Origin of the sequence: Metabacillus sp. B2-18 (genome assembly GCF_021117275.1) — a bacterium.
Lineage (GTDB): Bacteria > Bacillota > Bacilli > Bacillales > Bacillaceae > Metabacillus.
This window is the reverse complement of the sequence record NZ_CP088245.1, coordinates 2,583,604-2,609,521: the sequence shown is the minus strand read 5'-3', so window position 1 is coordinate 2,609,521 and position 25,918 is coordinate 2,583,604. Positions and strand designations below refer to the sequence as shown.

The 25,918-nt window shown below is 32.8% G+C and carries 23 protein-coding genes, 3 pseudogenes and 1 riboswitch; of the genes and pseudogenes, 21 read left to right on the top strand and 5 right to left on the bottom strand.

Features of this window, described 5'->3' with window-relative positions:
- Positions 1-40 precede the first annotated feature (40 nt).
- From LPC09_RS13065 to LPC09_RS13030, 9 genes are all read left to right on the top strand, one after another.
- Complete coding sequence (locus LPC09_RS13065) at positions 41-823, top strand: alpha/beta hydrolase family protein (protein ID WP_231307482.1); 783 nt, start codon at positions 41-43, stop codon at positions 821-823.
- 174 nt (positions 824-997) lie between these two features.
- Complete coding sequence (locus LPC09_RS13060) at positions 998-2,554, top strand: gluzincin family metallopeptidase (RefSeq protein WP_231307481.1); 1,557 nt, start codon at positions 998-1,000, stop codon at positions 2,552-2,554.
- A 78-nt stretch (positions 2,555-2,632) separates the two neighbouring features.
- Positions 2,633-2,758, top strand: a complete 126-nt coding sequence (locus LPC09_RS27365) for a hypothetical protein (RefSeq protein WP_269217391.1) — start codon at positions 2,633-2,635, stop codon at positions 2,756-2,758.
- 65 nt (positions 2,759-2,823) lie between these two features.
- On the top strand, positions 2,824-4,017 hold the full coding sequence (locus LPC09_RS13055) for an ISL3 family transposase (RefSeq protein WP_231307480.1): 1,194 nt from the start codon (positions 2,824-2,826) through the stop codon (positions 4,015-4,017).
- A 536-nt stretch (positions 4,018-4,553) separates the two neighbouring features.
- On the top strand, positions 4,554-4,985 hold the full coding sequence (locus LPC09_RS13050) for a hypothetical protein (protein WP_231307479.1): 432 nt from the start codon (positions 4,554-4,556) through the stop codon (positions 4,983-4,985).
- Positions 4,986-5,219: 234 nt separating this feature from the next.
- Positions 5,220-6,137: a hypothetical protein gene (locus LPC09_RS13045; RefSeq protein WP_231307478.1), complete on the top strand. Its 918-nt coding sequence runs from the start codon at positions 5,220-5,222 to the stop codon at positions 6,135-6,137.
- Between the two features lie 275 nt (positions 6,138-6,412).
- Positions 6,413-6,682, top strand: a complete 270-nt coding sequence (locus LPC09_RS13040; RefSeq protein WP_231307477.1) for a CD3324 family protein — start codon at positions 6,413-6,415, stop codon at positions 6,680-6,682.
- A 140-nt stretch (positions 6,683-6,822) separates the two neighbouring features.
- On the top strand, positions 6,823-7,473 hold the full coding sequence (locus LPC09_RS13035) for a FusB/FusC family EF-G-binding protein (RefSeq protein WP_231307476.1): 651 nt from the start codon (positions 6,823-6,825) through the stop codon (positions 7,471-7,473).
- A gap of 30 nt (positions 7,474-7,503) precedes the next feature.
- Entirely contained in the window at positions 7,504-7,917 is a 414-nt protein-coding gene (locus LPC09_RS13030) for a PepSY domain-containing protein (protein ID WP_231307475.1), read from the top strand.
- Positions 7,918-8,025: 108 nt separating this feature from the next.
- On the opposite strand, the pseudogene LPC09_RS13025 reads toward LPC09_RS13030, so the two are convergent.
- The 5 genes and pseudogenes from LPC09_RS13025 to LPC09_RS13005 all read right to left on the bottom strand — a co-directional run.
- Positions 8,026-8,493 (bottom strand): annotated as a pseudogene (locus LPC09_RS13025) (diguanylate cyclase domain-containing protein); the annotation flags it as partial.
- A 15-nt stretch (positions 8,494-8,508) separates the two neighbouring features.
- Complete coding sequence (locus LPC09_RS13020) at positions 8,509-9,282, bottom strand: PAS domain-containing protein (RefSeq protein ID WP_231307473.1); 774 nt, start codon at positions 9,280-9,282, stop codon at positions 8,509-8,511.
- Positions 9,283-9,784: 502 nt separating this feature from the next.
- A complete protein-coding gene (locus tag LPC09_RS13015; RefSeq protein ID WP_231307472.1) occupies positions 9,785-9,934 on the bottom strand; it encodes a hypothetical protein in 150 nt (49 codons plus the stop codon).
- A gap of 78 nt (positions 9,935-10,012) precedes the next feature.
- On the bottom strand, positions 10,013-11,116 hold the full coding sequence (locus tag LPC09_RS13010) for a polysaccharide pyruvyl transferase family protein (RefSeq protein ID WP_231307471.1): 1,104 nt from the start codon (positions 11,114-11,116) through the stop codon (positions 10,013-10,015).
- A complete protein-coding gene (locus LPC09_RS13005; RefSeq protein ID WP_231307470.1) occupies positions 11,113-11,850 on the bottom strand; it encodes a glycosyltransferase in 738 nt (245 codons plus the stop codon). The genes LPC09_RS13010 and LPC09_RS13005 overlap by 4 nt, the downstream gene beginning before the upstream one ends.
- Positions 11,851-12,232: 382 nt before the next feature.
- Here LPC09_RS13005 and LPC09_RS13000 point away from each other — a divergent pair, with 382 nt between their 5' ends.
- The 12 genes and pseudogenes from LPC09_RS13000 (at position 12,233) to metE (ending at position 25,836) form a co-directional block, all read left to right on the top strand.
- On the top strand, positions 12,233-13,348 hold the full coding sequence (locus LPC09_RS13000) for a polysaccharide pyruvyl transferase family protein (protein ID WP_231307469.1): 1,116 nt from the start codon (positions 12,233-12,235) through the stop codon (positions 13,346-13,348).
- Positions 13,330-14,262: a glycosyltransferase family 2 protein gene (locus LPC09_RS12995; protein ID WP_231307468.1), complete on the top strand. Its 933-nt coding sequence runs from the start codon at positions 13,330-13,332 to the stop codon at positions 14,260-14,262. The genes LPC09_RS13000 and LPC09_RS12995 overlap by 19 nt, the downstream gene beginning before the upstream one ends.
- A gap of 207 nt (positions 14,263-14,469) precedes the next feature.
- A complete protein-coding gene (locus LPC09_RS12990; protein WP_231307467.1) occupies positions 14,470-15,210 on the top strand; it encodes a sugar phosphate nucleotidyltransferase in 741 nt (246 codons plus the stop codon).
- A gap of 21 nt (positions 15,211-15,231) precedes the next feature.
- Positions 15,232-17,385, top strand: a complete 2,154-nt coding sequence (locus tag LPC09_RS12985) for a glycosyl transferase (protein WP_231307466.1) — start codon at positions 15,232-15,234, stop codon at positions 17,383-17,385.
- Between the two features lie 2 nt (positions 17,386-17,387).
- A pseudogene (locus tag LPC09_RS12980) lies at positions 17,388-18,364 on the top strand (NAD-dependent epimerase/dehydratase family protein).
- Positions 18,354-19,196 (top strand): annotated as a pseudogene (gene rfbG / locus LPC09_RS12975) (CDP-glucose 4,6-dehydratase); the annotation flags it as partial. The pseudogenes LPC09_RS12980 and rfbG, both read left to right, overlap by 11 nt.
- Before the next feature lie 248 nt (positions 19,197-19,444).
- A complete protein-coding gene (locus LPC09_RS12970) occupies positions 19,445-19,996 on the top strand; it encodes a TetR/AcrR family transcriptional regulator (RefSeq protein ID WP_000028029.1) in 552 nt (183 codons plus the stop codon).
- Positions 19,996-20,373: a quaternary ammonium compound efflux SMR transporter QacH gene (gene qacH, locus LPC09_RS12965; RefSeq protein ID WP_000121134.1), complete on the top strand. Its 378-nt coding sequence runs from the start codon at positions 19,996-19,998 to the stop codon at positions 20,371-20,373. Before LPC09_RS12970 ends, qacH begins: the two co-directional genes overlap by 1 nt.
- Positions 20,374-21,134: 761 nt before the next feature.
- Positions 21,135-21,788, top strand: coding sequence for a SpoIID/LytB domain-containing protein (locus LPC09_RS12960; RefSeq protein ID WP_231307465.1), 654 nt, complete (start codon positions 21,135-21,137; stop codon positions 21,786-21,788).
- Positions 21,728-22,453: a SpoIID/LytB domain-containing protein gene (locus LPC09_RS12955; RefSeq protein ID WP_331275811.1), complete on the top strand. Its 726-nt coding sequence runs from the start codon at positions 21,728-21,730 to the stop codon at positions 22,451-22,453. Before LPC09_RS12960 ends, LPC09_RS12955 begins: the two co-directional genes overlap by 61 nt.
- A gap of 144 nt (positions 22,454-22,597) precedes the next feature.
- A complete protein-coding gene (locus LPC09_RS12950) occupies positions 22,598-23,023 on the top strand; it encodes a VOC family protein (RefSeq protein WP_231307464.1) in 426 nt (141 codons plus the stop codon).
- Positions 23,024-23,204: 181 nt separating this feature from the next.
- Positions 23,205-23,384, top strand: a riboswitch (cobalamin riboswitch).
- Between the two features lie 157 nt (positions 23,385-23,541).
- Entirely contained in the window at positions 23,542-25,836 is a 2,295-nt protein-coding gene (metE, locus tag LPC09_RS12945) for a 5-methyltetrahydropteroyltriglutamate--homocysteine S-methyltransferase (RefSeq protein WP_231307463.1), read from the top strand.
- The last annotated feature ends 82 nt before the right edge of the window (positions 25,837-25,918 follow it).

Below are 25,918 nucleotides of genomic sequence, written 5' to 3'. Positions count from 1 at the left end.
GATCACCAATTTCTTTTTTTGATTTTTTTAGGAGGAAACAATGACACGTACTATTAAACTATCTTATGGAGAACATTGTTCACAATTCGGTGTATTAAGAATGCCTGAAAACAATAAACCATCTCGAGTAATTGTCCTCATTCATGGAGGGTTTTGGCAGTCTAAATATGATCTCGAAGAAAATAACCCTATTGCAGAGGACTTAACAAGTAGGGGATATGCCACTTGGAATATCGAGTATAGAAGAGTAGGGGAAGAAGGTGGAGGTTGGACAGGTACTTTTAATGATGTTATCGACGCCATTAATTATCTGAATCAGTTGAAGGAAGCATACAATTTAGATTTAACTAATCTAGTTATTGTTGGACATTCGGCAGGAGGACATTTAGCACTTTGGGCTGCTTCTAGGACAACCCCTTTTAATTCAGAGCTTACCTTTAACAAATTAAATGTACCTATTAAAAAAGTGATTAGCTTGGCAGGAGTAACAGACTTAAATAAAATGTGGGAGCATCATGAAGAAAAAGGCATTAATAGTCTTGTAGCTGCACTTATGGATGGAACACCAAAAGAGGTTAGTGAACGATATAAAGTCGCTTCTCCAATAGAGCTGATACCAATCGAAATAAACCACGTCCTAGTTCATGGTGAGCTTGATCGACATGTACCAGTAGAATTGAGTAAAGATTACTATTTAAAAGCAATAGAAAAAGGATGTCATGTAAACTTAGCTGTTCTTCCTGATGTTGAACATTTCAAAATTATTGATCCTTCCTCAACAGCATGGGATTCAGTAATTGATATAGTACTTGATAAAGAGTGAACTTTATTTTACTAGTATAGTAAATTTCTCGATTCTTAAAAAGAGTATTTTCTTCTTGTGCTAATGCGGCGGAAGGAATGAGAACAAGTATTAAGGAATTTAAACTATAGGGTTGTACGTTTTGTACATATTTCAGCATTTACGAATTCTCCCCATTATAAAGGAGGTTAAGTAATGGGTTTAGGTTTTGAACGATTAACTCATATTACAGACGTTAACGAATGGAAATCAACTTACAAAACTGCAATTGAAAACCTGGATAAATTATACCAAGAAGAAGAGTATATTTATTATCTTATGTATTCAAAAGAACATAATAGTAAAAGAATCAAGGAAATTCAAAAGATTAAACACGAATTAATGACAAATAAAGAGCTTATACATACCTTTACAAAATGGAAAGAAATATTAAGTGAAGATCCGATTTGGTTAAGGAGAATTGAAGTATTTTTATCAAAGATGAAGCAAGAATCACTTGATAGTCATCCAGAAGTGGTAGCAATACAACAAGCATTGCAAAAAAAACTGTTGGAAAGTACGTTTAAAGTTGAAGGTGAAGAGTATAACTTGGGCACTGTTCACTCAAATATAATGGACAATCCAGATCGAAACCTTCGAAAAGAGCTTTTTCTTGAATCTAAAAGAATAGGTCGAGAAAACGAAGAATTATACAGAAAACTTATCCGAAAAAGAAATAAACTTGCTCAGGATTACGGATATGACAACTATTATAAATTTAGATGCAGCTTAAAAGAAATTGATATAGACAGATATATAGAGGAGATGAATGCCTTACTAGAGAATGTAGAGAAGTCTTCAACCTACTGGACTAATCAGATCAATAAAAAGTTTGGTTGGGAGAAAATACATTTTTATGATCATTATTTTACAACTTTTAATTTTCATAGTATAAGAGGTAGTATCTTTTCGTCTGAGCGACTAAAAGAAGTGCTAAGCGATGCTGTAAGTAGTCTGGGAGTACAAATACAGAACATTCCTGTTTCAATTGATTGTTTGGAAATTCCTTATGGTGGTTTTGCCATCAACATAAACCCAGATGATCTTAAATTAGTAGTAAATAAACGTAACACTTTTTCTGCGTTTTTGTCTGGTGTTCATGAAATGGGTCACACATTAGACGGCCACTATAGTTCCTTTGAGTATCCAGAACTCTACCGTTTTTATTCAAGCATCGCTGCAGAATCTGTAGCTGAGTTATTTCAAACAATTATTACGGATGAAGAGTTTTTAAAAAGGAACTTTAAACTAACAGATGAGGTATTAGCACAAATAAAAGAAGTGAATATGTTAACTGATTTTAAAATGGTTCAAATTAATTACTATTATAGCCTAGTTGAATATGAGTTATATAAAAATCAAGAAAGAAGCTACCAGGACATAGCAGACGGATGCTATAAAGTTGTATTTGGATATGAAGGTGAAACCTTTCACCCTGCTAGTGAGATGTTTTATATTGAGAATCCAGCTTTTTTTCAGGATTACATCTTCGCGTTAGCAATTAGAGATATGATTCGGAGGAATTTTAAAATAAAAAGTCTATATAAAAATCAAGAGGTTTTTCATGAACTAATTGAAAAATACATTAAACCGAATCAACGTTTCTCCTGGAAAGAAAGGGTAAAGCGTATCTGTGGTGAGAACTTTACGTTTGCCTATTTGGCTGAAACATTAAGTAATCTAGCAACGGAGGATAATGCAGGTTCTCAGTAAATTTATACTCCTAATATTAGTATTAGAAGAAAGTAATAGGTGTTTTTGAAATCCTTTAAAGGTACTGGTGGAAAAGAAATGCATGAAAGTGCACAATGGAGTGATGTTATTGGATACATCAATGGAAAATATTCTTATCGCATTCTTATTACCTTTATTAATAATTTTGATTCATCACCAAATTTTGTGATAAGAAAAAAATAAGAAAACACTTTTGAAATCCTGGCAATAATGTTAGCGACCAAACTACACATTAGGAGGATCCAAAAGTGCTTTCCGTATCACTAGATTTGCCAGAATTTGAAGTTGTTAAACAGGAAGATTTGACTTCCAGTTATGTTGTTGTTGTTCAAAAGAATTCAGTAAAAGAACGTTGTTCTTTTTGTGGTTTTCTTTCTTCTTTTGTCCATGATAGAAGGACAAGAAAAGTAAGAGATCTTGATATATTAAATAAGCAAGTATATCTGCTTATTAAGGTAAAACGGTATAGATGTTTAAATTGCTCTGAAGTATTTTCAGAGTGTTACGATTCAATAGAACCTGGTAAACATCAAACTAATCGTCTCCGTGAACACCTGTATCAACTTTGCCAAGATACAACCATTAAACATGTTAGTGAGAAATACCATATTCCATATACCACTTTAGAAAGGATCTATTACTCAGTGGCTCATGAAAAAGCACTTATTCACAAAGAGGCAATTACACACGCTACTGACAAAGATGACCTTGTCTTAAGCCTAGATGAGGTAGCCGTTAGAAAGGGTCATCGATATGAAACGGTACTTCTTGATGCAAAGCTAGGATGCATTCTAGGTATGATTCATCAACGTAGTTATGAGTCTACCTCTCAGTTGTTAACAAATTACATTTCATCATCTCAAGCTGTAAAAACGGTTGTAGTTGATATGTGGGATCCGTTTCACAAAGCAATTAAATCTTTATTTCCTTTGGCTTCGATAGTGATTGATAAGTATCATGTTGTTCAAAAAGTTACACAAGCTCTAGATAAAGTCAGAAAGAAATACCCTAAGTTAAAGAAAGCCAGATTCCTATTGTTAAAAGGGTATGAAAAGTTATCTGAACAACAAAAAGTCCGATTAGATGAGTTATTAGAAGAATATCCTTTACTTGCTTCAGCTTATTACCTTAAGGAAACCTTCAGAGAAATGTATAAACTTGATAATTATAATGATGCAGAAGAATCGTTTGAAGAATGGATTCAACTTGCATGGAGTAGTCCATATCCTTCTTTTCATGAGGTAGCTAAAACCCTTGAAAATTGGAAAGCTGAAATTCTTCAATATTTCTTGTCAAGATATACAAACGGAAGGACCGAAGGTACTAACCATAAGGTTAAAAACATTAAAAGAAGAGCCTATGGTTATAGAAATTTAGAACGGTTTAGATTACGTGTATTTCTGGAATGTACAGGAAACACTTATAAAAAACAAGTAGCATAACTCTCTTTTATTCTTCAGCTATCAGTATGGTAGTTAGTAACTTGGATGCCGTCAAGGAAAGCACTTGACCGCATCCAAGTTACTAACTAAGTAGTCTACAAGCTGAAGAAGGAGATAGTTTGATTGCGACACAATCAAGCTAACTTATTTCTGGGATAGGTGTTTATCACAGAAAATGGTGAAGAGACATAATTTTAATGTCTGCCTATTGGACGATGAAAGTTTCTTACTCAAAAAAGTTTCTACCAACTATTACGCTTATAATTTTGGCAATCTCCGTTTTTTTAATACCTTTACTTTTTGCATCTTTTAATGTAATTAAAGGGGGCTTTAGTATTGGGATTATAAGTGTTTATTTCTCTATTTCTCTAATGTTTGGTGTCTTGATAAACCTTATAGTCATTTTAACTATTAAGAAAAAGTAGATTCATTCAAATAAAACAGCGTTTCCACAAAAGCCGGAAACGCTTATTTTAATAATGTATATATTTTGAAGTCAATAGTAGTAACTTCATCAAACCATAGGAGTTAATTAGATGATTAATAAATTATTAATTTACATACTAACTATATTAATTTTAGGTGCTTGCAGCCAACGAGAAGTAGAAGAAAAGTCTTCTAACACAATCAATCTTACTTTAGAAGATGTAAAAACTGTCATAACAGAACAAGGTTTTGAATTACAAAAAGAAGATTTATCAAGTGAGAACTTCTTTATTCAAGAATTAAATGATATCACTCCTGAAGTATATATTTTAGAAAATAATACTTTATCTGTTTATGTTTTTCCTTCGTCAAATGATCGAGAAAAGGGAGTTCAAGTGTTTGAAGAGACAACAGCAGCAGCAGAATTGGTAGAACACAAAGCATATGAATTAAGTAATATATTGGTCTTTTATGTAAGTGATGATGAAAAGATACAAAATAGATTGTTAGATGCATTACAAAATTTGGATATTCCAGAATAAAAACTTATAAAGGTTCCAATTAACTAATAATGCAGTTGATATCGATAAGTAAAAACATATTTTGAATCTATATGTTAAAATATTGATGGCTATAAATGTGAATAAATAGAAAGTTTCTTTGGAGTAATTAATGACACATAACTTAAAGCGGTTTGGTTGCTTACTTACTTCTTGAAGATCCTTGTACGGACTTATGTTTGTTAGGTGTAAGCAATAACCAGGGGGTGACTTATTATGGAAAAACTCTTGAAATTACTCGTAGGAATGCTTTTTATTTTTGCTCTAACAGGGTGCTTTGGTGAGGATTATGATGTTGGTGTACCTACGGCTCATTTACACGTCGAAATTGGTATGCAAGATGTAGAAACACAATTGAAAGAAGCAAATATTAGTTGGAGTTCATCCAGTGTAGATGTAGAAGAAACAATAGATAATATCGAAGAATTTGGGTTATCACAAGATTTAATTAGTGTTTCTCCAAACCAAAAAGCTTTTTTAGAATTTAAAGAGAACGAAGATAACGGTGGAGATATTTGGAGAAACCCAAAGATAACAGCTGAACTTTGGAAAGATGGAGAAGAACAAATCAATCTGGATTTGAAGGATAATAGAGAATTTCAATTTCCAACCAACGAAGGTCATTATGTATTAGTAGTTGAATTTATTGATCCAGATAACAAGGCTCAATATGTAGGCAATATTGTAATTGAAGAAACAAACGAGCAAACTAAAATAACTGATGGAAAACTTCCAGTGTTTACACTTATGGAAATACCTTCGATTAAAAAGATCAACTCAGCAGAAACAGATAGTATGTTATTTGATTATAGTTATGAGGAAGTATGTTGGAATAATTGTAGTGAAAATAACAAATATAATTACCCTGACATTCACTCTGGTGACGTTGAAATCGGTGATGAAATACATATTGATTGGTATAATATGAAACCACAGCCTACTGACATAAACTTACTTCAAATAGATACAGAGAATTTTGAAGTGATCAAAAAGGAAAGTTTAAACATTGACAATACTCCGTTAGATATTAAAATTGATGAAAAAAAGATTGGCTCCCAGTATGCGGTAGAGTTTCTATGGAAAGAAGAAAATAAACTATTAGGAAGAAGTATGTTGAATTTTAAACTAGAATAAATGATTTAAATATAGTGTTTAGGGGACTAATTTAATAAACGAGTGCTTAAGTTCACTTAATAAAAATTTTAGATATAATGTTAAATTAAAGGGGGTGCTTACATTATGGAGAATCACATAAGATTGTCTGGTACTTCTTCCACTCATGCAAAGCCTATAATTGGAAAGGCGATACTTTGCATGGGGCGAATGATTTAAAAATCGCTGAATAAGCTTTTCTACTAAATTGGCTTTGCACCTTATTTTTCGAAAATATAAATAAGGAGCGAGCAAAAGTGAAATATTTGAATGCAATTAAAGTTTTACCTGAAAAGCTAATTGTGGAAATCCAGAAATATGTCCAAGGGGAAACCATTTATATTCCTAAGCCTGAAACGGAATATCAGAAATGGGGAACTTCAAGTGGTGGGCGACAGCTGCTTGATTTGCGTAATTCAGCTATTAGAAATTCTTTTAATAGTGGCAATAGCATTCAACAACTTTCTGAGGAATATTATCTTTCAGTTGAATCAATTAAAAAAATTGTTTATTCACATAGAAAGTAAAAAAGTCACTGGTGAATCATTTTCATCAGTGATTTCTTATGTAAAAAACATTTCTAAATCATTTTCCACCTTTTATTAGTTACTTGCACTTCTTAAAATATTTCTTAAGGATATAAGCGAATTGATAGGAGTGTCATGTGATGGCTGACAAATTTTTAAAAAATGAACACTATAATTTTATTAAAAAGCAGGTGCTTTTCATAAAGGATAGTTCTAAGAAGAATTTACCTACTTCAGTTTTAACTTCATTAAAAGACTTAAGTAACGCCAAAATCTTAGACTTAATTCCTAATGTTTCATTAGAACAGCAAAAAATATTGGATCTATCCGTACTGAAAACTGATGAGGAATACCAACAATATATTCAACATCTTAACGAGTTTTTGTTACCATTTCCAGAAATCACCGAACAAAAACTGAAAAAGATGTTTCCAAAGAATAAAAAGTTAAAGCTACCGGATTTATTAAAAGTTGACCATAGCCAGTTGACCTATTTAAGTTGGAACGATCTAAGATCTAATAGAAAGTATATTATATATGATCTTGATGGAGAATTGGTGGGCATTGAATGTAAAGTCTCTTCGACCCCTAAAAAAAATATTTGTTCCTTATGCAAATGTACTGGAGAGGTTTCCTATTTTTCTGCTGTAACAAAAGCGAAAAAGTCTAACAATCCGGATTATTTTAGGTCTATCGGCAATCTTATTTGTAAAGACAGTGGTGAATGTAATAAAAAAATAACAAACTCTCTATATCTGGAAAATATTATAAGAGAAACTTTAGGAATGTGAACAGATTCTAATGTCACACACCAAAATGATATGAATGAACAAAAGATTCATGTAGACACAGGTGAAGTACTAAACCTTGAAGAAAAGGCTGTTTCCCAAAAGGTAATAGAAGAAAATAAAAATGTCGCAACTGACCAGAAAACGGAAGAAACAGAGGTAAACAATAGTGACGATGATCAGGATGAGAATGCAGCAGAAGATGTTGATCCCAATAAGAGTGTAACTCCCAATCAAACTGTCATAAGCAGTGCAAAGGCGAAAAAGTTTGCTTTAAATAATTTTGAGGGAACCATTGTAGAATTGGAATTAGATAATGAAGACAGTCACCATATCTATGAAATAGAAGTTGTAAACACAAATAGAAAAGCGAATATTGAGATAGATGCTTATACCGGTAAGGTAATTGTTATGGAAATTGAAACAGATGAACATGATGATGATTAATTTTATTTATGCTGCTAGATATGAATCTGGCAACATTTCAAAAAAAATGAGCCTATTTAAATAGGTTCATTTTTTTTTAGAAGTAGATTACTTTAATATAAACATCATTTAATAATGCTTTTTCTTCCCATCATTTTTTATGTTATACATAGCAGTATCTGCCTTTTTTAGGAGTAGATCCAAATCTGTTCCGTCATCTGGAAAGATGCTAATCCCCATACTTCCAGTTACCTTTATTGTATTTCCTCCGATTAAAAATGGTTGCTGAAACAACTTTATGATCTGTTCTTCTATTTTTTTGATCTTAAAATTATGATGAGTATTTTCTAGCAGTATTATAAATTCATCTCCTCCATAACGGCAAACAAAATCATTTTCCTCAACAGAAGCCTCTAATTTAATTGCGATCATTTTTAATAAGTGATCTCCACCATCATGTCCGAGGCTATCATTTATATCTTTAAAGTTATCCAAGTCCATAAAGATAATAGCAAATCTTTTTTTACAGATAGGTTCCATTAATTCTGTCAATTTTTTATGCAAATATCGTCTATTAGGTAAATTAGTTAGAGCATCATAATGTGCTTGTGTTTAAACAACCTTTTCAAGCTCTTTTCTTTCCGTAATATCGTGTGCGATGGTTGATAAAAACTCAACAGTCCCATTTTCCGATTTATGTGCCACAATAATTTGTGAAACGGGTATTTCTGATCCATCCTCTTTACTAATCGATGTTTCACCTTTCCAATGACCCATTTTAATTGCGGTAGGAATACCTTCTGTCTTTGGTAAGTTAGTAAGCCATCTGTCCGTTACGGTATGACTATTATGATCTTCTTCATTAATACCAAGCATTTTACGTGCTGCTGGATTATAGTACAAACTTTTACCATTCACATCAAAAGTGGCAATGAAGTCGGGGCTCGCTTCTATAATTTCTAAAAGCTGCTGTTGTTTGCGTTCATTTTGTTTTCTTAATGTAATATCACGATCCATTCCTCTATAACCTACGCAATTTCCATTATCATCAATAATAGGGGAACCGCTAGTTTCTAATACAACTTCATGTCCATCGCGATGTAGATTAATATTTTCTAAGCTTGAAATGGGAAGCTTATTTGCAACATGATATTCAAATATCGGTGCTATACGATTCGCTTCCTCTGGTTCCATTAAATCAAAAGGAGTCTTACCAATTACTTCAGAAGGTAAATAACCTAAAATATCATATATTTTTGGACTTGCATATGTGTATATACCATATTGATCGACTTCCCATATCCAATCACTAACCTGTTCTACTAAAATACGAAATCTTTCTTCTTCAGAACTAGGCTTTATTATATTCTGTGTGGAATCTACCATATTGTTACCATCCTTCAAATAAACTTATTTCAATATTATATAACAAACTGAGATGAAATTTTGAAATTTTTGACTAATGTAAAACAAAAAAAGCCAACGATATGTTGGCTTATTTAATCACATAAATTAAATCGCTTGTTCTTGCTAGTGATATTGCGTTAGATTTCCTGCTTTGAATTTCACAAAGTCCGTTTCCGTGGTCGAAAAAAATGAAATGAATTCCACTATTAAAGATTACTTTGGTACCTAATTCCATATGTACCTTCCCATTTTTTGACTTACCACTTATGTTAACATGATGAAGGAATAGAGTAAACAATTCAAGTAATTTCTTTGTACCAAATGCATTCGGAAATGTAATATTGATTGGTAGCAATTGAAGTCCAAAAGAAGACAACTAATAAAGAAGCGCCTTGTTTAATATAATGACAATTGCGCTTTTTTATTAGTTTAATTGAAAAGAGAGGATATGTGAAAATATTTCTATACTTAATATGCTGATCTAAGAATCAAAATATAGAAAAACTAATTCAATACTTATTGCCATGAGTCTTTGGGCTTTAGCAGAGTTTTCACCTAAAATACGACTTACCAGCAGGTACTTGTTCATGGTTGGTTCTAAAAAGGGGGAGATATGTTGAGATTCGTTCATAGTTACCTCCAAATTAAAAAATTCACTTAGTAAATGATTTATGCAGTTAGTTATCAGAAGGTGCAGAATTTATCGCAACTAAAAATAGCTTTCTATAAACCTTTTATGCTTTTCAGTGTATTTTTGTTTTTCCGCTTTTAATGTATCAATGTAATTTTCACGATAATGGGTAAAATTTTCCTCTTTCTCTTTAATCGATTCAAGTAAGTTTGAGGAATGGGTATATAATGTGGTTTCTACTTGATTTACAGATAAAGCAAAATCAAAACCTTTTGAACGGTAAGCTAACTGAATGAATGGAGTAAAGGCCGCAGCAGATAAAATATTTGCGTGCAGTTTTAAATTAATTGAAAAGTGACATTTGCCTAGAAATGAGAATATTTGTGATGAGCTACATACCTCAGGAATGAATGTAACTCGATCTTTGTTATTAAGACGGTGGTAAAGATTTCTACATGATTCAATATCTTGGTCCCACATTGGATAAATTACGATATGATACCCTTTAGATATCAAGTAGTAACAGCTTTCAACCAACTGATCCTCTACTAAAGCTTCATTATATCCGAAAAGTTTATTAAATGTTGTCCCCCAGTTAATGGCAATTAGTGGACCTTGAATAGGAAATAAATAATGATTCATTATATAGTGATCAGAATCTGGACTATAAATAAAGCCCGAATCCCCGATTATCTCAATAGATGATTTAATTGGTGTTAAGCTTTTTATAAAATGAAGGGTTAAAGGACCTCTTATTCCAGTATATGTTATAGACTCAATTACTTTTTTAATCCGATGTGCATTAATTTTTCGATTATCAAAAAAAGATGGTGGTTCAAAAGACTCTCCATTTATATATTTAGATAAAGTTTCCTCGGTTAAATAATCGATTCCAGTACCATAGCTATACAAGGGTAATTCCAACTCGATTGCTTCTTCAGCAAGTGTTAAAAAGATATCACCTTGAAAAAGTGAACCTCCACCTAAGATTACAGCGTCAATCGATTCTTTGCTTTGTATATCCTTTATGCCTTTATTTTCCTTAATATCATACGCAATAACTTTCTCTACAGAGTTTGACCATCTGTTGATCGATTGGATAAAAGATTCATAGCATACTTCGTCTCCGACATTATTAAAACCTAAATAACCGATATATAACAACTTCAACTTGAAATTCATCTCCCTTCCTTCCTATACTTTTTATCTTTTACGATTTTTTTTATTGTTTTAACTAAAAATTTCGCTCTTGTGCGGACAGAATGTTTTTTGCGAACCATATTGTACCCATTTTTAGCGATATCTTTTCCAATACTTTCGTAGTTTTCTAGGTAATACATAGCTTTTTCATAATAGTTTTCTTTATTGACCTCCACAAAGTGAATGTCAGGTATAAACCCAAGGTCTTCCAGTTCTTTTGAATGGGATGCTAATAGAAGAGTATTACTAGCAAGTACTTCATAATATTTCATAACGGGGTATTGATATATGGAATCACAGGTAAAAAAAATTTTGGCTCTATTGATTTCTTTTGCATACCTGCGGCCTACAAAATAATCCTCTTCGTGATAGTTTCCTTTATCATATCCTGGGTGTTCGTGAAGAGTGAAATTTGGAAGATCCTTCATCCCATCTAGAATAGCTGCTCGTAGTGGATAGATTGGGGGGTACGTTGAGCCCATTAATAGAAAGTCCATTTCTTTTTCTTGTTTATAATCTTTGAAAACATCTGTATGAACAAAATGAGGGAACCAAATCATTCTATCCTCATATTCTGGAAACCACTCTAAAAACCTATCCCGATAATGTGTAAATAGATACAGTATATTGTTTTCTTCAATAAATTGCCTTCGATAGCTCGTTTTGTACTGCAAATCATGCATAATCATCCCTATAGGAATATCACATGTATCCAATCCTTTTATCTCGGGACATCTTGATGGGCGTAAATCGTTTAATAAAATAAAATCAGGAATAAAATCAAGAGTAGATAGTATTTCATGAATATTACCTGGTTCTTCCCAAATAGTTAATTTCGTCAGCTTTCTTAACGATTGGGAGAGATAGTAATTATTTCGTTCGATTCCACTTGACCAATCCTTCGTAATAAATAGTAGCTTTAACTTTTTAAATAACAGAACTTATCCCTCCTTTTACTAATAAATAGAAGAAACATACATTAATAACATATGAATTTGTATATTTATCGGAACGAGACAGATTCATTAATTACTTCTAAGTCCAGAACACTAGTATATTTGTTTACGTACATTAATTTAAAAAATAGGGAGAGATAATATGAGGAAAATTCTATTATCTGGTTATTACGGTGAGTACAACACTGGTGATGATGTGCTATTAGCATCAGCATCTTGGGGATGCAACCAATTTCTTCAATCTAATAAAATACTGGCAACTTCAGTTCGTATCCCTAGCTTTGAAAAAGAACTACCTGTATTACCCTTGTATGTGGAGAGAGAAAAAAGTAAGAGTGAAAATTTAGTGAGATTATATTACCATGCATTAACATCTAATATGATTGTTTTTGGGGGAGGATCTGTCTTTCATTCAACGGATAAATTGACGCGAGACGCAGACTTAATTGATTTAAGTAGAGGAGAAGCTGCGATTGCATTAGGTGTTTCCTTTGGTCCATTTAGAGATAGTGGAGCAGAACAAGCATGTAAGAAATTTATAAATAAGCTTTCCTATATTGGCGTACGTGATGAAGATAGCTTCAATATTGTAAAAAGTTTAGCACCAGATCTAAACATTGAGAAAACGTTTGATCTAGCTCCACTTTTTCCATTTTCACAACAAGGTAACAACCTAAATAATAGTTCATCAAAAAGAAGAGGACTAGCTATTTCATTATGTCATTATGAAAGATATATTGGCTTAAATACTGATGTCGAGAAAAGAAGATTCGAAAAAATCTTAAATGTGTTAAATCGTCTAACATTAGAAGATGTTGAAGAACTAATTTTTATTGACTTTAACGGTCACCGAGTATTAGGAGATTTTGATATTCACAGCGAAATCATAAAAAAGCTTAACACAGAAATTCCAGTCACACGAATTCCCTATCAGCATAATCCAGCTGTAGTATTAAACCTAATTTCAAGATGTAGAGGGATTGTGGGGATGAGACTTCATAGTTGTATTTTTGGTTATATGACGGAAACTCCTACAGTGATCTTATCCTACCATCCAAAATGCATGGGTTGGGCAAAGGAAATTCAGGCAAACACCGGTTTTACAATTGATTCAACTCAGTTTGAAGAGGAGCAGTTGTATTCATCTATTATGAATATTTTGCACGATAAGTACATTCCACCAATTTTACCCCTTCCAAATGCCCAAAAACTTGCAATGAAAAATTGGGAGGGAGCACTATGCTCGGTGTCACAGTAGTCATACCACTTTACAACAAGGAAAACTATATAAAAAGAGCAGTACAATCTGTTTTGAGCCAGACTGTTCAAACATTTGAAATTGTGATTATTGATGATGGATCAACAGATAACAGCTATAATATTGTGGCGGAAATTAGAGATCCGCGTATTCGAGTAATTCAACAAAACAATGCAGGAGCTTCTGCGGCTAGAAACAGAGGGATAGAGGAAGCAAAAACTAGTCTAATCGCATTTTTAGATGCGGATGATGAATGGAAACCTACATTTCTTGAGACTGTCTTTCATTTAATCGAGAAATATCCAGAAGCAGGAGCATATGCTACGGCATATCAAATCATTTTACAAAACGGTCGAAAAATTACACCAAAAATTGAATCTATTCCTCCAATACCATGGGAGGGTCTAATCGATCAATATTGTAAGAGTGTTCTTAGGGATCTTCCCATTATCTCTTCAGCAGTCGTTATTCCAAAGAAGACGTTTGAAAAAGTAGGCCTTTTTGCGATTAATCATCACCATGGGGAAGACCAAGATATGTGGTTTAGAATTAGTGTTCATGATCAAATTGCATATAGTCATACAAATCAAGTTACTTACTATCGTGGACTTCCAAATAGTATGTGTACAATCCTCCATACATCACAACCCTATCCAATAATTGAAACGATAAAAAATAGTTTAAGAAGTAAAGAGGTAGAGGCCTCAAATGAATTGAGGGAATATTTGGCTAAATTAGAACTGGACTATGCTGATCGACTTATAAAAACGAACCGTCTTAAAGAAGGCCTCAGTCTTGTTAAAGGTATGAGCACGAAACGCTATAAAGTGAAAAAGTTAAAAATTTTCTTTTTATTTCTAAAGCAGATGCTTCTCACTGCATTAGGTTGGGATATCCGAATGACACAAAAGTAATGGTGTATTCTATAAGTCTTAGAAATTAAGTATGGTATCAATAATAAAAAAGGGTAATATTTCCTATTTGTAAATAACATTATATATCAATCACCTATAAATACTAGTTTTTTAGTATGGTTTTTCTCCCTTGCAGTATATATACCTCATACAATAAGCAAAAAATGGAATAACATATCCAATAAATTGATAGAAAGGAAGATGACAGTGAAAGTTGTTATTTTGTGCGGTGGAAAGGGACTTAGAATGAGAGGATTGGAAGAAAATATACCAAAGGCACTAGCACGGGTAAATGGTAAACCTATTATTTGGCATATTATGAAATTATATAGTCAATATGGATATAATGAATTTATTTTGCCACTTGGATATCAAGGAGAAAAAATTAAAGAATACTTCATTGAATACAAGTGGAAGGAAAGTGATTTAGAGCTAGTATTGAACGAGAACAACCCTATTCCACTAAATAACATAGAAGATTGGTCCATCACATTTGCAGATACCGGTTTAGAAACTATGACTGGCGCTAGAATAAAAAATATTGAGAAATATGTAGATGATGATATCTTTTTACTCACTTATGGGGATGGACTATCAGATATTAATATTGATAAATTGATTCAGTTTCATAAGGAAAAAGGGAAAACAGTTACTCTTACAGGAATAAGAAAACAAAGTCAATACGGTATTCTAGAATTAGAAAACGGGATTGCAACAAAATTTGTAGAAAAACCTGAGATGAACTCAATCATTAATGGAGGATTCTTCGTATGTAATCGAGACTTTTTTCGTTATTTAAGTGATGATCCACAATGTGTTCTTGAAGAGAATCCATTAAAGAATTTGATCAAAGATGAAGAACTAGCAATCTACGAGCATGATGGATTATGGATGTCGATTGATACACCGAAAGATCTAGTTGAAGCAAATAAAATATGGAAATCATAGAAAGGAGGGAAAATATTCAAAATGAGTGATTATATTGGAAAATTAGTAAATAATTTTAAGTTATGGTGGAACAACGAAAGTGAAGAAAAGGTAATCGACGTTGTTTCAAGTAACAGTATCAATAATTATGATGAACTAGAAGAACCTATGATTCTAACTAGTCACCATGTAAAGGATTCTTTAGAACCAGTAAATGAAAACAGGTATGATCAACTATCTAAAACACAAGAGATTGTAGAAGAACCAACTATAGTAAATAAACCATATAACTTCTGTGTTATATCTGGAAAAGAATATATTTTTAAAGTGCTTGCCTTATACGAATCAATCAAGAAATATACGGATGAATTTCATTTATTTGTTTGTTGTATCGATGAGCTGACCTATTCAATTTTTTCAAAACTAACTTTAGAAAATATGATTTTAGTTAAAGTTGAAGATTTGGAAGACAACAGACTAAGAAAAGTTAAAAAAACAAGACAAACGAATGAATATTGTTGGACTTTAAAGGCACCGCTAATGGAATATTTACTAGAAAACTACAATTTAGCTTCAATCGTATATGTAGATGGAGATTTATATTTTTTCTCAAATCCTAAACCTATTTTCAATGAGTGGGAAGAAAAATCAATCTATTTATGTCCACAAAGAGATTTAGATTGGGTTGAGGAAAAGTACGGTAAATTTCAAGCAGGTCTAGTAGGGTTTAAAAATGATCACTACGGTCGTGAGGCACTTAAGTGGTGGAAGGAAAAATGTATAGAGTGGTGCTATAAAGAATCTTCTAATAATAGATTCGGTGATCAAAAGTATTTAGATGATCTAACAAGATTTTTTCCTAGAGTTAAAATATCATCACATTTAGGGATTGATGCAGCTCCTTGGAATACAATCTACAATAATAATTATAAATTAACTACAAATGAAAACAGACTTTATATTGAGAACGACCCATTAATTGTTTTTCATTTTGCCTGTCTTTCCATTTACAATTTTTCAGAATTTGATTTATGGTCATTAAATACTTTAAAAATAGACCGTAAGATTATTAATAACGTGTATGTTCCTTATCTAGAAGCGATTCGTAAAAGTATCAATAAAATTTCACAAATCGATAAGCATATTTTAGAACAGGGATTACAGAAAGAAAACCCATCTAATGCAAAGACTTACTATAAATATTCTAAATTAAGTCGCGAAATAGATCAGTGGGATAACTTTATGAATTTCACAGTGATTATGAGTGAGGAATATTTAATAAAAGGGTTGGCATTATATGGTTCAATTCATCAAAAGATGCGAAATTTTCACATGTGGATATTAACAATAGACAAAACAACACACCAAATATTAACTGAAATGAACCTACAGCATGTATCTCTCATTCGACTAGAAGAGATAGAAGATGAAAGACTACTGAAAGTGAAAAAAGAACGTGCGATAAATGAATATTGTTGGACTTTAAAGGCCCCGTTATGTCAGTATGTCTTAAATAAAGTGAAAGAAATAGATCACATTATCTATTGTGATAGTGATAACTACTTTTTTAATAACCCTTTAGAATTAATGAATGAATGGGGAAGTTACTCCATTTTCTTAAGTAAACAAAATGGTACAACGGAATTAGAGAATATTCATGGACAGTATCAAGCCGGATTGATTGGATTTAAACGCGATGATATGTCTCTTACAATTCTCGATTGGTGGAAAGAGAAGTGTATGGATCATTGTTCGAATGAATATAATCCCCAGTATGATAGTTGGGGGGATCAGAAATATTTAGAGTCAATACCTAAGCTTTTTTCCAATATTAAAATCATTGATCATATGGGCATTAATGTTGCTCCATGGAACTTAGTCATGAAAAATGAACATACTGTTTCTAAAGAGAATAGTACATTAACAATAGACGGAAATCTATTAGTTTCCTATCATTTTGGCAGTATGATCATGATAAATGAGGAACATTATGATCTTTGGAAGCTTGAGAAGTTATCCTTTTCTGAAGAAGTCTTAAATTATATCTATATACCTTATATTCACCATTTAATAAATATTACGAGAAATTTTAGAGATATAATAGGAATTTATGATATCTCACCTTTCTGCACTCCAGTTTCTTCAAACTATTCTGCAAAGAACCCATTACATGTTAGTCATTATCATGAGGTCTAGTTATGAATCAAAACACACTTACCAATAAAAAAATTCTTGTAACAGGAGGATACGGTTTTATTGGTTCTCACCTTATAACTAGACTTTATAAAGATTGTGAGGTTGCCGTTTTCACGAGAAAAAACTCCAATCCATGGCGACTAAAAAATGGTTTATCTCAAATTCATCAATTTACAGGTGATATATCTAATTATTCTGATATAGAGAATACAATGAAACAATTTCAACCACATGTTATTTTTCATTTCGCTGCATATGGGGTTAACAGTAGGAAAGACAATTATCTAGAAGCTATTCAAGTAAATATACAAGGAACTGCCAATCTCATTTTTTCAGCACAATACAGTAAAAATCTTGAAAAAGTTATAAATATTGGTTCTAGCTCAGAGTATGGTGAATCTAATGAAGCTATTCATGAGGAAATGATGTTAAAACCATTAGATTTATATGGTAGTACAAAAGCATCAGCCACTTTAATTGCCCATCAGTTAGCGTCTCAGTTAGGAATAAATCTTATTACATTTAGGCCATTTAATTTGTTTGGAGAATCAGAGGAATCACATAAGTTATTTAGTTATGTCATCCAACAAATCTTACAGAACAATGAAGTCTTGTTAACACCATGTGAACAACTAAGGGATTATTGTTATATTCAAAATGTAATTGATGCATTTTTGCTGGCTGTAGTAAATCCAAAATTAAGAATGAGATTTTTAATATTGGAAGTGGTGAAGTATATCCAATTAAATATTTCGTTGATGCCATTTTTTCTCATATGAATACAGACTTACAACCACAGTATGGGGCATTGAAATATAGAGAAAATGAACGAATGACACCACAACCTAATATCTCTAAAGTTAAAGATCTCCTTAATTGGCAACCTAACATTTCGTTAGAAGAAGGAATTATCCGCACAATAAATTGGTATAAACAAAATGAAAATGGAAAAGGAGGGGGATTGATCAATGACAATTAATTTTGCGGACTCATTTAAGGATAGGACAGTTCTTGTGACAGGTCACACAGGCTTTAAGGGCACATGGCTAACGATATGGTTAAACATGTTAGGTGCTAAAGTAATTGGTTATTCTTTAGATCCAATAACAAATAATGACTTATTTGTTCTATCGGGTATAGAAAATAAGATAATTGATATAAGAGGTGACATAAGAGATCAAAATGCAATAGATAATGTCTTTCAGCAATATCGACCAGAAATTGTTTTCCATTTAGCGGCGCAGCCTTTAGTGAAATATTCTTATAGTCACCCTAAAGAAACGTACGACGTAAATGTAATGGGGACTATGAATATCTTAGAGGCAATAAGAAAAACGGAAGAAACAAAAATAGGTATCTTTATTACAACAGACAAATGTTATGAAAATAAAGAATGGGTTTGGGGCTATCGAGAAATTGATCCAGCAGGTGGGTACGATCCGTATAGTTCCAGTAAAGCTTGTTGTGAACTATTAGTAGCTTCCTATCGAAACTCTTATTTTAATGAGAATCAATTTAGTGAGCATGGAAAGGTCATTTCAACAGTTAGGGCAGGCAATGTAATTGGAGGAGGAGATTGGGCAGAAGATCGAATTATACCAGACAGTGTACGTGCAATAGAAAAAGGGAAACCGATTTCCATTCGATCACCAAAATCAATTCGTCCTTGGCAGCATGTGTTAGAACCATTGAGCGGATATCTTTTATTAACATCACAAATTCTTACACATGGCCCGGCTTTTTCTGGAGCTTGGAACTTTGGTCCAGGAGAAGAAGGAAATGTTTCGGTAGAAAATCTTGTAAGCTTATTAGGGGTAGAGTCCTGAAAATGCGGATTTACAACGGTAATGTAATTTTCACCCATAAATAAAGCCGATTTTAAGAAATCGACTGTTGAACTAAAGCTCCCTTTACTTTAAGTACATTTCTTCACAATCTTTAGATTAATTTATTGGATTATTTTTATGTGAAAGAGTGATATTAAATAAGAGCTTTAATTCGATTGACAAAAAAACCGTCCAGACGGTATATTATATGTATCTAAGTTATGGAGGTTATTATGTCTATTTCAAAGCATGCTAATAAGAAAAAAAATATATTGATTGCTGCATCTGAAATTGTAAAAGAAGAAGGAGTTGTCAAACTCACATTAGAGGCAGTCGCCCAAAGAGCTGGCGTGAGTAAAGGTGGATTATTATACCATTTTCCTAGCAAGGAAGCATTAATTAAAGGAATGGTGGAAGATTGGACAAATAATTATTTCGAATGCATTAATACGTTAGTTAATAACGACGATGATAACGCAATAGGAAAATGGAATAGGGCTTATCTTAAATCTACATTTTCCGATTTAGAAAACAATAATCTAAATTCCGCACTAATGGCTGCTATGTTTATTAATCCAGATTTATTAGATGAATTCCGGCAGAGATACGATATTTTGCATACAAAGTTAATAACTGATGGAATTGATCCTGTCAAAATAACAATTACAAGATTATCCATAGATGGTCTTTGGTTTTCAGAAATATTTGGAATGGCACCATTAAATGAAGAACTAAAAACACAAGTTTTTGATGAACTAATAAACATGATTCAGGAGGACGAATAATGTCATATCTATATTTAGCACTTGCAATAGTGGGGGAGATTATTGGCTCTTCCCTATTAAAAGCATCTGAAGGCTTTTCAAAACTCTATCCTACAATAGGGGTAATAATAGCTTTCGTTGGTTGTTTTTTCTTTTTATCCTTGTCGCTAAAAACAATCCCCTTAAACACTGCATATGCATTATGGGCAGGTTTAGGACTTGTTTTGACTACAGTAATTTCAGTTTTAGTTTGGAAGGAAAAACTTAACATGGCTAGCATTGCAGGAATAACACTGATTCTTGTAGGAGTTGTAATATTGAATTTGTTTGGACCAGGACATGGAGAATCTGGTCATGAAGCAAGCGAAACTATTACAATGAATGAGACAATGGAATAACACATAAAAAAGTCCTTCTTAATAAAGAGAAGGACTTTTTAGCTTAATTAAGGGTATTTTTTGAAGTCCTTATTCAACAAACCTGCGTACGTTAGTTTAAGTGTATCACTTCACAATTCCAATAGAGTAGAGTTTATTGAGACATAATGAAATTAGCGTTTTAAATGACTTCTGACTGTCTCATAAGACTTGTATCAAATGCTTACCGTTGTAAATCCGCATTTCCCTGACGCTACCCCTATTAGTGGATATTTGGGGAGAAGGAACGTGGGATATAAATCAACAAGCAGATGTTCATGAAGCAAAACTTTTAAGTTTAGATATAAGTAAAGCGAAACATCAATTAAACTGGTCTCCAAAATGGAGTATTAATGAAACCGTTGAAAAAACAGTTCAGTGGTATAAAACCTATAAAAATTGTGATATTTACAATTTATGTACAAATCAAATAGCTGAATATTGCCGAGAGTAAGTTGTTTTTTAACTTTTTAAATTATTAATCCCAATGTAACCTCTATATTTAAAAAACGCGAATGTGTAATAACATTTGCGTTTTTTATTTAAAAGGCTTTGCTCAATAAGTCATATTATTTATTTTATTTTTCACATACAATACATTTAACTTACTATAAATTGATCGACCTTCTCTAGTTATAAAAAGAACTTACTAAATAAAGAGGGTATTAAATGTAGGTTATATATATTCCACTACGAAATGATAAAAAGAATACGAATAGCTAAATTTAAGAATACTAAAACCTATGAAACGTTTAATCTTACTGTTACTATTTGTATCTATATTTTCAAATCATGTAAATGTCAATGCGAGTGAAATATTAAAGGTAAAGTTAAAAAATTACATAGGAGATAAAGAGGAGCTCACCATACAGGTTAAAGGTAGATTTACAACAATAAATGGAATTGAAGTGATAAGTGAGGGAGTTGAACACATTTTAACCGTCAAAAAAGGTTCGATTTTACTTACGAATCAAAACGACAAAACGATGTTTAATGATTCCTTAGTCTTAATACCAGATGTATATGATGAAGAGCATGTGATCACTGTGAATGACAAAAAGTACCTTGGCGCAATGGAATTTATCATAGAGGATGGTAAATACATCAGACCTGTCAATCAAATCCCTATTGAGGATTATTTAAAAGGTGTTGTTCCTTTTGAAGTATATCCTTCGTGGAAACTAGAAACCTTAAAGGCACAAGCACTTGCTGCTAGGACCTACACGATGACACATATGGACAAGGAAATGGATGATACCATTCAATTTCAAGTTTATGGTGGATATGAATGGTTTGAACAAGCTTCAAAAGCGGTTGATGAAACAAAAGGTGAAAAATCATTACATTTGAAAATAAGCCCATCAATGCTTATTATTCGGCAAGTAACGGGGGAGTAACTGAAAACAATAAGAATGTTTGGGGGGAAACAGCAAAAGCATACTTTCCGGTAAAGAAAGACCCTTACGATCCTATTCAGCCATGGACACTCACTTTACAGAAGGAACAGCTTTTTTTAGAAAAGATAGACGCTTCTAGGTTAGGTTGGTGGGACAAGTTAAAAGAAAAAGAGGCTTCAATAACAGAACCTATGAAACAAAGGTTAAAAAAACAAGGATATGATGGGGATATAAAAATCTTATCCATATCACAGCTAGATATATCACCAGAACAAAATGAATCAAATCGTGCAAAAAAAGGGTCAATCAAAATAGAATTCTTAAGACAATTAATAGAAGGAACCATTCTGTATGAAGTTGTTGAGCTCAACGATACCGACATAGATAAAATAAGACCTCTTATTGGAGGATCTTCCTTTAAAAGCTACCTAATTGATACATTCGAAGAACACGATCGTTACTATGTTATAAGAGGTAGAGGTTTTGGTCATGGTGTTGGAATGAGTCAATGGGGCGCAAGTATAATGGGCGATAAGGGATACACTTACAGAGAGATCATCGATCATTATTATCCAGGAACAACGATTAAAAAAATAGCTGATATACAGAAGGAAGAAGAGAAGAAAGTGAAGACGAGTAAACGTGGTGAGTATGAAAAGCAATAATATTGTAATAATCCAAGCTGATTTCTTTTATAGTAATTATCACCAAAAGATCTAAAAAAGAGTTGCGAACACTTGTTCGTTTCGATATAATTATTTTAGAAATTGAAATTATGAAAGAAAATAATGAATAAGGGAGCGATTTTTATGTCAGTTAGGTTAATTCCGTATTTAGTGATGAATGGAAATGCAGCTGAAGCTATTGAGTTTTATCAAAAGGCTTTGAATGCACAGCTACTTTTTTCTCAATCTTTTGATGAAATGCCCGAAAATCCAGAGTTTCCTCTACCAGAAGAAGCTAAAAAACGAATTTCACACGCAACAATGCAGGTTGGCGAAACTGAAGTTATGCTTTCAGACACATTTCCAGGTCAACCTCATCAAAGTGGAAATCAAGTGACGATTTGTATCTCAACTGATAATCCACAGAATTCTAGAGAGATGTTTGAAGAATTAAGCAACGATGGTGTTGTAACAATGCCATTGCAAGAAACCTTCTTTAGTCCAGCTTACGGAAGTGTCACAGATAAATTTGGTGTAAACTTTCAGATCTATACTAAAGGACAAAATTAACGTACATATATAACTAACTATGAATAAGGCCTCTATTTGCATATTGTATGCAATAGAGGTCTTATTCATAGGAAGAAAGTATCCTGAAAAAGGAAAATATCAGTTTTTTAGAAAAATAAAATAAATATTTATATTTTGAATATTTAAATCTCTTGATAATAAGGTTATAATAAACTTAATTACATAACGTGTATGAATAGGTGCTTATGAGAATAAGCTTAAAAGGGAAGCTTGGTGAGAATCCAACACTGTCCCGCAACTGTAAACTCGGAGCAAGTCAAAATTGGCCACTGTAATAATGGGAAGGCATTGATGAGCGTTGATGAAAAGTCAGGAGACCTGCCTAATTCTAGTACACACCAAATACCTACGTGGAAATAGGTGGTGCTCTGTGCGAAAAGAACGTAAAAAGTAAATTTTTTACGCTTATTAAATATGCATAGATAAGTCCAAAGCTATTTCTGAATTCAGAAATAGCTTTTTTATTTGGGTTATGTAAAAAAAGGAGGCTTATCGAGATGGAAGTAATTAGTACTGTCATTGGTTATCCCTATATTGGTGAGAACCGTCAATGGAAAAGAACTGTAGAAAAATTTTGGAAAGGCAATCTTTCAGAGGAACAGTTTCAGAAAGATCTAAAAGAACAGCGATTAAAAAATATTCAACGTCAACATGAGTTAGGGATTGACTACATAACTGTTGGTGATTTTACCTTATATGATCGCATGTTAGATTTAGCGTTTATGTTCGGTCTTGTTCCTGAACGATATCAATCATTGGTAAATGAAACGGAATTTACCCGTTATTATGCTATGGCACGTGGTGCAAAAAATGTTGTAGCATGTGAAATGACTAAATGGTTTAATACCAACTACCACTACATTGTCCCAGAGTATGAAGGAACTAGATTAAAGCTAACTCATAATAAAATAGTAGACTATTTTTTAGAAGCAAAAAACGAACTTAATATTATCACCAAACCAACATTAATTGGTCCCTATACGTTTATAGATTTAACAAAAGGCTATGATCAAAAATCACGTGCTACCTTCATTTTTCAATTGCTACCACTTTATGCAGATGTTATTCAACAATTAGTGGATGCTGGTGCTGAATGGATACAGCTAGAGGAGCCTTCATTAACTAAATCTTTGCCAGAAGATGAGGTTCGACTTGTTGAGGAAATGTATAAGCAATTGTCTGAGAGTGTTCCAGCAGCTAAAATTATGCTGCAAACCTATTTTGAAGCTTTAACTTCTTATGAAAGATTATCGCAATTACCAGTAGCGGGAATTGGGTTAGATTTTGTTCATGGTAAAAAAGAAAACATGGATTCTATACGTAAATACGGTTTTCCAAGTGAAAAATTTATTGGGATAGGCTGTATAAATGGCCGGGATATTTGGTCTGCCAATTTAGCAGAAGTCGTGTCTGATATACAAAGTGTTCTATCATTAAGTGGTGCTCAGTCTGTATGGATAGAATCATCTTGTAGCTTACAACATGTACCTGTTACAACTATTAGTGAGAAACAGTTAGATCCAGTTCTATTAAACGCTCTAGCATTTGCAGATGAAAAAATTAAAGAGATCGTTCATGTTAGTACCTATATTAGCAGCCAACATTGGTTAGAGGAAAAAGTCGTTTCTAAAAGTATGTTAGCAATTGAAGCACTTTCAACACATTCAGCAAGACATAACAAAAACATTCATGCTTCGTTACAATCGATAACGGAAACAGATTTTTCAAGAGCCCTTCCTTATGAAGAGCGCAGAACGATTCAAAAACAGGTGCTGCAATTACCTGATTTCCCAACAACAACAATTGGTAGTTTTCCTCAGTCGGCAGAAGTGAAAAAAACACGCGCTGCCTGGCGTAAAAATCAAATGACTGATAACGAATATGCAGCATTTATTAAAAAAGAAACCGCGCGTTGGGTGGAGATTCAGGAAGACATTGGGCTTGATGTATTCGTACATGGGGAATTTGAGCGTACCGATATGGTAGAGTTTTTTGGAGAAAAACTATCAGGGTTTGCTTTCACAACAAATGCTTGGGTTGTCTCATACGGTTCTAGATGTGTGAAACCTCCTATTATATATGGAGATGTAGAATGGACAAATCCAATGACGGTAAAAGAAGTAATAGATGCCCAAAAGTTAACAAATAAGTATGTAAAAGGGATGTTAACAGGACCGGTAACGATCTTGAATTGGTCATTCGTTAGAAATGATATTCCTAGAGAAGTCGTTGCAAATCAAATTGCTATAGCTTTACGTCAAGAGATTAGAGCGCTAGAAGAGGCAGGTATCGCGATCATTCAAGTGGATGAACCAGCACTTCGTGAAGGGTTACCACTCCGTCAAGAAAATTGGTCCGAATATGTAAATTGGGCAGTTAAGGCATTTAAATTAGCGACATCAAGTGTGAAAATTGAGACACAAATTCATACACATATGTGTTATTGCGAATTTAATGATTTTATTGATCCAATCCGTGAATTAGATGCTGATGTGATTTCATTAGAAACATCAAGAAGTCATGGTGAACTAATCTCCTCACTTAAAAAGAATGCTTATGAATTGGGGATTGGGCTAGGAGTTTATGATATTCACAGTCCACGTGTACCTGTAGTATCCGAAATTATGGGGATTTTAGAAGAAAGCTTACAGGTTATATCAATTGAACAATTTTGGATTAATCCGGATTGTGGGTTGAAAACTCGTCAAGAGTCTGAAACAGTTGCCGCATTAAAAAATATGGTTAAGGCTGCAAAACAAATACGTGAAGTAACGGGATCTATCCTACATTAATATTTCAGCAAGAGACGCTACGTTCAAAGTGACGCAGCGTCTCTTTGTCTTCTAATTGGTAATAATCAGATTAATTTAAAAT